Annotated in this window: 4 protein-coding genes and 2 pseudogenes; 3 read left to right on the top strand and 3 right to left on the bottom strand. The window is 70.3% G+C overall.

Features of this window, described 5'->3' with window-relative positions; translation table 11 throughout:
• Nucleotides 1–316, bottom strand: a 316-nt coding sequence (locus OO48_RS33710) for a hypothetical protein (RefSeq protein ID WP_033223402.1), incomplete at its 3' end; no start/stop codon positions are given.
• A gap of 285 nt (nucleotides 317–601) precedes the next feature.
• Here OO48_RS33710 and OO48_RS33705 point away from each other — a divergent pair.
• The 3 genes and pseudogenes from OO48_RS33705 to OO48_RS33700 all read left to right on the top strand — a co-directional run.
• Complete coding sequence (locus OO48_RS33705; RefSeq protein ID WP_033223401.1) at nucleotides 602–1,312, top strand: class III extradiol ring-cleavage dioxygenase family protein; 711 nt, start codon at nucleotides 602–604, stop codon at nucleotides 1,310–1,312.
• A 34-nt stretch (nucleotides 1,313–1,346) separates the two neighbouring features.
• Nucleotides 1,347–1,436: pseudogene (locus OO48_RS37090) on the top strand (IS5/IS1182 family transposase); the annotation flags it as partial.
• A 215-nt stretch (nucleotides 1,437–1,651) separates the two neighbouring features.
• A pseudogene (locus OO48_RS33700) lies at nucleotides 1,652–2,125 on the top strand (transposase); the annotation flags it as partial.
• Nucleotides 2,126–2,194: 69 nt separating this feature from the next.
• Here OO48_RS33700 and OO48_RS33695 read toward each other — a convergent pair.
• Entirely contained in the window at nucleotides 2,195–2,944 is a 750-nt protein-coding gene (locus tag OO48_RS33695; protein ID WP_033223397.1) for an IS5/IS1182 family transposase, read from the bottom strand.
• A gap of 42 nt (nucleotides 2,945–2,986) precedes the next feature.
• A complete protein-coding gene (locus OO48_RS33690) occupies nucleotides 2,987–3,601 on the bottom strand; it encodes a hypothetical protein (RefSeq protein WP_157845618.1) in 615 nt (204 codons plus the stop codon).
• Nucleotides 3,602–3,814 lie beyond the last annotated feature (213 nt).

Below are 3,814 nucleotides of genomic sequence, written 5' to 3'. Positions count from 1 at the left end.
GCAGCAGCGGACACGGCCTGGGCGGTGACGGCGGCGACCAGGCGCTCGCCGGTGCCAGGCAAGTGCGCTGCGGCCCGGTCGGCCCGGTTCGGCCGGATCGGCGGGGTTTCGGGCGGTCGGCACGGGCAGTGAGGGCGCGCAGGTGGACGTGGGTGGTGGCGGCTTCGGCTCCGGTGAGGTCCGCGGCCACGTCCAGGGGCAGGTTGAGGACGGTGTGCAGGAGCAGTTCGGCGTAGCGCAGGTAGTTGTGGTGGTGGAGGTCGTAGAGGGCGGTCAGGTCGAGGCGGCGGTGCGGGCGGGTGGTGCGGACAGGCACGGTGGTGGCCCCTCGGGTCGGCGGGGCGGACGGGGTGTCAGTTCGGGGACGGGCGGGTGGCCCGTCGGGGTGCGCGTGTGCGGCGCGGGATGCGGATGGGCAGGCCCGCGGGTGTGTAGCCGCTGAAGGGCGGGTGCGGCAATGGGCCGTGCTCGGCGGCTTCGTGGACGGTGAGTCCGTGGGAGTGCAGGAAGCGCAGGTCGTCGTTGGTGAGGTCGGCGCTTCAGGGTGACCGATCCTCACCCGTCGGCGTGACCGCCTGGAGCGGTGGCTAGGCTGCGGAGCATGCTCGTAGCCGCTGCCGTCTGTCCTTGCCTGCCGTCGCTCGCGCTCGCGGCGGACGTGGGCGCGGCTGCAGCACCGGAGCGGCTGCGCGCGGCGTGCGCGGAGGCGGTGGCGGCCGTACTGGCCGAGGAACCCGAGATCGTGGCCGTGGTCGGCCCGGGTGGGCGATCCCTTCTCCACGAGGAGGGCACCCTGTGGGCCCCTCGGGACCTCGGGCTCCCCCTCGGCGTACGGCTCGGGCGGGGCCGGGCCGCGAAGACTCCGGCGAGCGGGCTGCCGATGGCGCTCGGCGTCGGCGCGCGGCTCTTGGAGCAGGCGGGCTGGAGTGGTCCGGTGCGTGCCTACGAGCTGGACGACGCCCGGAGTTGGGCCACGAACGGCGAGGACGGCGTGCACCTGGCGGGGTGGGCGGACCGCGTCGGGCTACTGGTGGCGGGCAACGGTCCGACCCACGCCGACGCGGACGGAGCCCGGCGGCTCGACCCGCGGGCCGAGGAGATCGACGCGGGCGTCGCCGCCGCGCTGGCCAGCGGCGACGCGGACGGATTCTTCCCCGACATGGACGCGGGCCTCGCTCGCGAGCTGGGGGTGTCGGGTCGCTCACCCTGGCAACTGCTGGACGGAGCCGACTGGGACCTGACCACCCACCGCCTCCTGTACGCCGGGACCGTGGACGGCGTCAGCTGCTTCGTGGCGACCTGGTCCCCCTGAAGCGCCGACCCCAGCAATCACCAGCGTCTGCGCAGGGCGGGGCCGACGGCGAGCCGGGGACCGGGAAGGGCTCGCTGCGATTGTGTTCGTGGCGACCTCGGGCTGCACCTGGCGCCGGCTCCCGTAGATCTTCGGGGCCTGTCGGCGGACGATCTACCGGCGCTTCACCGGTCAGAAGCGATTCCCAAACCGGGGGACATGGCTGCCACTCGAACTTCCGCGTGCATCAGGCTCGTTCGGGTGATCAGGTCGCGGCCGGCGCATAGAAGAAGGGCCTCTTGCACAGTTCGGTGATGTCGAGTCAACGAACCGTCAGGAGGCCCTCGTGCTCCACTGTGGCGTGCCCGCTCCCGCCGACGGGTCTCGATCGCCGCCCTGACCTGCTACAAGCCCGGAGAGCGGTCCCGGCTGATCTACCGGCCCAGGCTGGATGACGGGCCGGGCCGGAGCAAGGGCCGCAAGAGCTTCGCCTGGACCGACTACCGCGACCTGATCGCCGCGGCGCACAGCCAGCTGGACGGCCCGATCGTCCTGATCTGGGACAACCTGAACACCCACCTGGCCGCCGGCATGAAGGAGTTCGTCGCAGCCCAGGACTGGCTCACCGTCTACCAGCTGCCCCCGTACGCGCCCGACCTCAACCCGGTCGAGGGCATCTGGTCGCTGCTGCGACGCGGCTTCCTGGCCAACGTGGCCTTCGCCGATCCGGACCACCTCGTGCGGACGGTCCGGCGCGGCTTACGGAAGATCCAGTACCGGCCCCAGCTCATCGACGGCTGCCTGGCCGCGACTGGACTGGCCGCTCTGCCGTGATCGCCTTCGACCTTGGCGGTCGCCGTAGGCATCAGTGAAGGTCGCGTGGTCCACGAGCAATGAGCCTTTTCAGCGTTGAAGCTCGAGGGTGAGGACGGCCTTGGCTGCTGACGTCAGCCAGTTCGGGCTGCATCGGGCGTGTTGGAAGATTCTCCAGCGCTTGAGGGTGGCGACGCCGCGTTCGACGGGGTGGCGGAGCCGGGCGTGAGCTCGGTTCAACGACCGTTGTGCGGGGCTGAGTTCCTTGCGGGCGGGGCGTCTGGTCGGCACGGCGAAGGTGCCGCCGGCGCCGGTGTACGCCATGTCGGCCAGGGCCGGGATGCGGAGCCGGACGCAGGTCTTCACGATGCGGTGGGTGCGGGCGGCGGTCAGGTCGTGGGTGCGGCCGGGAAGAGCGCGGGAGATCCACACGAGCTTGCCCGTCGGACCGGTGATGACCTGCAGGTTGATGCCGTGGCGGCGGTGTTTGCCCGAGTAGTCGGCGCGGCCGTCGCCGACGCGGTCGCACTCGGCGAGGGTGCCGTCGACCAGGACGTACTCGGGGTCGGACTCGCGCAGGGCCCGGGTCAGGCCGGGCGCCTTCCGAGCCAGTAGGTCGGTGACCTGGTGGACGTAGGCGTGGGCGGTGCCGACGCTGATCCGGAAGCCGGCGGCGATCTGCGCGAGGGTGTCGTGCTTGCGCAGGTAGACCAGCGCGACCAGGGCGCGTTGCGAGGGTCGGAGTTTGCAGCGGCGGTCACCCTCGCGGGTGACGATGAGCATGGTGACCCACTCGACGAGGGCGTGCGGCAGGTCCAGTGCGGCAGGATATGTGACCAACGAGGCTTCCTGGCTGGTTGCTTGAGACGTGAGACATCTCGCTCAACCGCCCGGGAGCCTCGTTCGTTCTGCCCTCATCCCCACCGCTCGACCGTCACCCGTTCGGTGGCCGCCCTGAAAAGGCTCAATGATCGGCGAGCCACCGTCCTCCGGAAGAACGACCAGGAACCGCCAGCGGTCGTGCTCAACGTTCGCCAATCCGATGGTCGCCGCGGCTGAGAAAGCCTCGGCAGCCGGCCCGGCACCGTCGGTCAGCTCATCAAGCCGTGCGTAGAACTTCGCCATATCTATGGAGCGGCCGTTGATCCACAGGCGGACGTTCGACCCCATGCGGAGAGCGGCGAGCAACTCGTCATGCGTCGGTCCCCGAGCCGAGTCCAGGACTCTGCGGTGAAGGCGCTCCTGGACGCACGGCTGTGTCGGGGCTGCCTCAGCCTTCTGACGACACCGACGGCAGGACTGCAGCGCATCGGGGACGAACAGATGCAGGTAGCGAGTGGTATGCCGGGCCGAGATGCCGCACAGCGTCCCGCGCGCGCCCATCGCATGCTCGACACCGGGAACGCCGTTCACCTCGCAGGCTCCGAATCGAGTCGGCTCCCGAGCTGTTGCAAACGACCAGCCGTGGTTCGGGGCATCGATCACGCGCACGAGCATGCCACAGCCGTACCTCGCCTGACGATGATCACCGACATCGCGAGTTCAACCTGAGTAACCGGCGACGGCGCCAGCCAGCGTCACCAAAGGCGCAGGAAGCTCCGAACGTCGTCATACTGACTTCGGCGCGTCAGGGTGAATCTGTGTGAAGTGCCTGACGGGCCTGAAGCGGTGGCTGTACCAGTGGTGTGTGAGATATGCGGATGGGGGCGG

Source organism: Kitasatospora phosalacinea (assembly GCF_000716545.1).
GTDB lineage: Bacteria > Actinomycetota > Actinomycetes > Streptomycetales > Streptomycetaceae > Kitasatospora > Kitasatospora phosalacinea.
The sequence above is the reverse complement of the archived record's forward strand: the minus strand, read 5'-3'. Positions and strand labels throughout refer to the sequence as shown.

Bases quoted from the DNA above. Each gene is read 5' to 3' on its own strand.
- OO48_RS33690 (WP_157845618.1), bottom strand. From the start codon at position 3,601: ATGCTCGTGCGCGTGATCGATGCCCCGAACCACGGCTGGTCGTTTGCA.
- OO48_RS33705 (WP_033223401.1), top strand. From the start codon at position 602: ATGCTCGTAGCCGCTGCCGTCTGTCCTTGCCTGCCGTCGCTCGCGCTC.